The following is a 5,225-nucleotide window of genomic DNA, read 5'->3' on the forward strand; positions in this document are numbered from 1 at the left end:
AATTGATATAGGAAGACGACTTTGACTACTGAAAAGAAAACGATGAACATCTCTGAAATTCAAGAGCTACTACCTCATCGCTACCCATTCTTATTGATCGACCGAGTGATAGACTTCCAAGAAGAGAAGTACCTTCACGCGATTAAAAACGTGTCGGTTAACGAACCTCAGTTCACAGGTCACTTTCCTCAACTACCAGTATTCCCAGGTGTTTTGATTTTAGAAGCAATGGCTCAGGCAACAGGCTTACTTGCATTTAAATCATTTGGTGCACCAACAGAAAATGAACTGTACTACTTTGCAAGCGTAGACGGCGCGAAATTCCGTAAACCAGTGGTTCCGGGCGACCAATTGGTTATTGAGGTAGAATTTCTGAAAGAACGTCGCGGCATTGCTGCATTTAGCGGTGTAGCAAAAGTTGACGGCGAAGTGGTATGTTCTGCAGAACTGAAGTGTGCTCGTCGAGAGTTTTAATATGATTCATGAAACCGCTAAAATCCACCCGGCAGCGGTGGTAGAAGAGGGCGCCAAAATTGGTGCTAACGTAACAGTAGGTCCTTTTACGTACATCACCTCTACGGTTGAAATTGGTGAAGGCACAGAAGTGATGTCTCACGTTGTGATCAAAGGTCACACAACTATTGGCAAAGATAACCGTATTTTCCCACATGCTGTCATTGGTGAAGAAAACCAAGACAAAAAATACGGTGGTGAAGACACAACTGTGGTTATCGGTGATCGTAACGTCATTCGTGAAGCGGTCCAAGTTCACCGCGGCACAGTGCAAGACAAAGCAACCACGATCATTGGTGATGACAACTTATTGTGTGTGAATGCACACGTTGCGCATGATGTTGTTATTGGTAACCACACTCATATCGGTAATAACTCGATTCTTGGTGGTCACGTTACTGTTGATGATTATGCCGGTGTGATGGCACTGTCTGCGATTCATCCGTTTTGTACAGTGGGCGCTTACGCGTACATTGGAGGCTGTTCAGCAGTGGTGCAAGATGTCCCAGCTTACGTACTCGCGCAAGGTAACCACGCCACACCTTTCGGCTTGAACCTTGTTGGCTTGAAGCGTAATGGCTTTGAGAAACCAGAGATTCGTGCGCTACAAAAAGCGTATAAAGAAATCTACCGTTCAGGTAAGACGCTAGAAGAAGTGAAGCCTATTCTAGCTGAAATGGCTCAAGAGTGGCCAGCAGTGAAGCGTTTCTCAGATATTCTGGAAACGACGGAACGTGGCATTATTCGTTAATTGGCGAATGAACCAATAAATAAAAAGATCGTGACCGAATTTGAGGTTACGATCTTTTTGTGTTTTATGGATAAGGCAAACCGTTATCCATAGCGCACAGGAAAAATAGCGAAGTAGATATGGAAAGACCATTACGTATTGGCATCATTGCCGGAGAATTGTCTGGCGATACGCTAGGTGAAGGCTTTATCAAAGCAGTAAAGCAACAATATCCAGACGCAGAGTTCGTAGGCATTGGCGGTCCGAAAATGATAGCCCAAGGTTGCGAGTCTCTGTTTGATATGGAAGAGCTTGCGGTGATGGGATTAGTCGAGGTTTTAGGCCGCTTACCGAGACTTCTTAAAGTGAAAGCTGAACTCGTTCAGTATTTTACTCAGAATCCGCCTGATGTTTTCATCGGGATCGATGCTCCTGACTTCAACTTACGCCTGGAGCTTGACCTCAAGCAAGCGGGCATTAAAACCGTTCATTACGTGAGTCCGTCTGTTTGGGCTTGGCGTCAGAAGCGCATCTTTAAGATAGAAGCGGCAACGAACTTGGTGCTAGCATTTCTTCCGTTTGAAAAAGCGTTCTACGACAAATTTAATGTGCCTTGCGAATTCATTGGTCATACCTTGGCTGATGCCATCCCACTAGAATCAGAACAAGCGCCTGCACGTGAGTTGCTTGGTTTAGAACAAGATAAAAAGTGGCTTGCTGTCCTGCCAGGCAGTCGTGGTAGCGAGTTAAAAATGCTCTCAGAGCCATTTATTGAAACCTGCAAGTTACTCCATAACAAATTTCCAGAACTGGGGTTTGTTGTCGCGCTTGTTAATCAAAAACGCCGTGAGCAGTTTGAACAAGCATGGAAAGAGCTAGCGCCAGAGTTGGACTTCAAGTTAGTTGATGACACCGCACGCAACGTCATCACCGCATCCGATGCCGTGATGTTGGCCTCCGGTACCGTAGCGTTGGAGTGTATGCTTCTCAAGCGTCCAATGGTGGTGGGTTATCGTGTGAATGCATTTACTGCTTTTTTAGCTAAACGTCTATTGAAAACGAAGTATGTGTCATTGCCGAATATCTTGGCGGATGATGAGCTCGTCAAAGAATATCTACAAGATGAGTGCACACCAGACAATTTGTTTACTGAGGTTTCTCGCTTATTGGAAAGCGACAATAAACCGATGTTAGATAAGTTTACGGAAATGCATCATTGGATTCGTAAAGATGCGGACCAACAAGCCGCAAACGCGGTTCTAAAACTGATTGAGAAATAGAGATTTATCATGGCTGTTAAACCAAAAGCGACCAAAACCAAAGTTGAACTCCCTCCGTTTGAATATCCGCAAGGTTATCAGCTTGTGGCCGGAGTCGACGAGGTCGGACGTGGCCCTTTGGTAGGAGACGTCGTCACCGCTGCGGTTATCCTTGATCCTAACAATCCTATTGAAGGGTTGAACGATTCGAAAAAATTGACCGAAAAGAAACGCATGGCGCTGCTTCCTGAAATCAAAGAAAAAGCATTGGCGTGGGCGGTCGGGCGTTGTTCTCCTGAAGAAATCGATCAACTGAATATTTTGCAGGCGACTATGGTTGCGATGCAGCGTGCAGTGGCGGGGTTACAGGTTCAACCTGATTTGGTGTTGATTGATGGTAACCGTTGTCCGGAGCTGCCAATGGATGCTCAAGCTATAGTAAAAGGCGATCTACGTGTTGCCGAAATCAGTGCGGCTTCAATTATTGCCAAAGTCGTGCGTGACCAAGAGATGGAAGAGTTGGATAAACTTCATCCACAATTTGGCTTCGCGAAGCACAAAGGTTACCCAACTAAAGTGCACTTTGAAGCGATTGAGCAATACGGAGTGATCAGTGAACACCGCAAGAGTTTTAAGCCAGTAAAAAAAGCGTTAGGCATAGAATAATCAAACGATCTAATTGGTGTTATAAACCCAACCTCTTTAGGTTAGAATCCCCAACAAAATAGAGTTACACGGTACCTGTTAATGTCAGATCCCAAATTCATCCACCTGCGTGTTCATAGTGACTTCTCGATGGTGGATGGCCTCAACAAAGTTCCGCCAATCGTAAAGAAAGTTGCTGAGCTCGGTATGCCCGCAATGGCGTTGACCGACTTTACCAACCTATGTGGTTTGGTGAAGTTTTACGGTACGGCGCATGGCAGTGGTGTTAAACCGATCATTGGTGCTGACTTTAAAATGCAGTCGGACGAGTTTGGTGAAGAGCTGACACAAGTGACTTTGCTTGCGGCGGATAATGTAGGTTATAAGAACCTGACGTTATTGATATCAAAAGCGTACTTACGTGGACATGTTCAACACCACCCTGTGATTGACAAAGCCTGGTTGGCTGAAATGTCTGAAGGCCTGATTGTATTATCCGGCGGTAAAAGCGGGGAAATTGGTCGCGGCCTTTTGAAAGGCAACCGTCAAATAGTGCAAGGGTGTGTTGATTTCTATAAACAGCATTTTCCAGATCGCTTTTATCTTGAGCTACTTCGTACCGGTCGTCCAGATGAAGAAACTTATCTTCACTTTGCGGTTGAATTGGCAGAGCAGCAAGACTTGCCAGTAGTGGCGACCAATGAAGTTGTATTCCTGAGTCCAGACCTATTTGATGCTCATGAAATACGCGTAGCGATTCACGATGGTTACACATTAGAAGATCCGCGTAGGCCAAAAAACTACAGTCCGCAGCAATATCTTCGTACAGAAGAAGAAATGTGCGAGCTGTTTGCTGATATTCCTGAAGCGTTAGAAAACAGTGTCGAGATAGCGAAGCGTTGCAACGTGACTGTGCGCTTAGGGGAGTACTTCCTACCAGCTTTCCCAACCGAAGGGATGAAAGAGACTGAGTTCCTAGTCATGAAATCCCGAGAGGGGTTGGAAGAGCGTTTAGAGTTCCTATTTCCAGATGAGGAAGAGAGAAAACGTCGCCGCCCTGAATATGATGAACGTCTTCAGATAGAGCTAGATGTTATCAACCAAATGGGATTTCCTGGTTACTTCTTGATCGTAATGGAGTTCATCCAGTGGTCAAAAGATAATGGAATTCCTGTCGGTCCTGGACGTGGTTCCGGTGCTGGTTCTTTGGTGGCTTACGCACTAAAAATCACCGATCTGGATCCACTAGAATACGACTTGCTGTTCGAACGTTTCTTGAACCCAGAACGTGTTTCGATGCCCGATTTCGACGTCGATTTCTGTATGGATAAACGTGACCAGGTTATTGACCACGTTGCGGAAATGTACGGTCGTGACGCGGTGTCTCAGATCATCACGTTTGGTACCATGGCGGCAAAAGCGGTAATCCGTGACGTTGGCCGCGTATTGGGCCACCCATTTGGTTTTGTTGATCGTATTTCAAAGCTGATCCCGCCCGATCCAGGTATGACGCTAGATAAAGCGTTTAAAGCTGAACCTGCACTACCTGAATTGTATGAGGCCGATGAGGAAGTTAAAGAACTCATCGACATGTGTCATATTTTGGAAGGCTGTACGCGAAACGCCGGTAAACACGCTGGTGGTGTTGTAATTTCACCTACAACAATTACCGATTTTGCGCCAATTTATGCAGACGCTGAAGGTCACTTTCCGGTTACTCAATTTGATAAAAACGATGTTGAGACCGCTGGCCTAGTTAAGTTTGACTTCTTAGGTTTACGTACCTTAACCATTATTGACTGGGCGTTAGGGCTGATTAACCCACGCCTAGAGCGAGAAGGGAAAGAACCGGTTCAAATTGAATCCATACCGTTAGAAGACCCTGCCTCTTTCCGTTTGTTGCAAAACTCTGAAACGACAGCAGTATTCCAGCTTGAATCTCGAGGCATGAAAGAGCTGATCAAACGACTTCAGCCAGACTGTTTCGAAGACATTATCGCATTGGTAGCACTCTTCCGTCCGGGTCCTTTGCAATCGGGCATGGTAGATAACTTTATCGACCGTAAACATGGCCGAGA

General features: G+C 45.6%; 5 protein-coding genes. All 5 read left to right on the forward strand.

Annotated features, from left to right (window positions below; all coding sequences use genetic code 11):
* Window positions 1-21: 21 nt before the first annotated feature.
* A complete protein-coding gene (gene fabZ / locus R7041_RS22610) occupies window positions 22-474 on the forward strand; it encodes a 3-hydroxyacyl-ACP dehydratase FabZ (protein ID WP_005380349.1) in 453 nt (150 codons plus the stop codon).
* A gap of 1 nt (window position 475) precedes the next feature.
* Complete coding sequence (gene lpxA, locus R7041_RS22615) at window positions 476-1,264, forward strand: acyl-ACP--UDP-N-acetylglucosamine O-acyltransferase (protein WP_005380357.1); 789 nt, start codon at window positions 476-478, stop codon at window positions 1,262-1,264.
* A 119-nt stretch (window positions 1,265-1,383) separates the two neighbouring features.
* Entirely contained in the window at window positions 1,384-2,523 is a 1,140-nt protein-coding gene (gene lpxB, locus R7041_RS22620) for a lipid-A-disaccharide synthase (protein WP_053306717.1), read from the forward strand.
* Between the two features lie 9 nt (window positions 2,524-2,532).
* Complete coding sequence (rnhB, locus tag R7041_RS22625; RefSeq protein WP_053306716.1) at window positions 2,533-3,168, forward strand: ribonuclease HII; 636 nt, start codon at window positions 2,533-2,535, stop codon at window positions 3,166-3,168.
* An 81-nt stretch (window positions 3,169-3,249) separates the two neighbouring features.
* Window positions 3,250-5,225: DNA polymerase III subunit alpha (dnaE, locus tag R7041_RS22630; protein WP_318128721.1), on the forward strand; the 1,976-nt coding region annotated here is incomplete at its 3' end.

It is taken from the genome of Vibrio sp. 1751, assembly GCF_033339895.1.
Lineage (GTDB): Bacteria > Pseudomonadota > Gammaproteobacteria > Enterobacterales > Vibrionaceae > Vibrio > Vibrio alginolyticus.

Excerpts from the sequence above, each read along its gene's own strand:
- lpxA (WP_005380357.1), top strand. The coding sequence starts at position 476 with ATGATTCATGAAACCGCTAAAATCCACCCGGCAGCGGTGGTAGAAGAG.
- lpxB (WP_053306717.1), top strand. The coding sequence starts at position 1,384 with ATGGAAAGACCATTACGTATTGGCATCATTGCCGGAGAATTGTCTGGC.
- rnhB (WP_053306716.1), top strand. The coding sequence starts at position 2,533 with ATGGCTGTTAAACCAAAAGCGACCAAAACCAAAGTTGAACTCCCTCCG.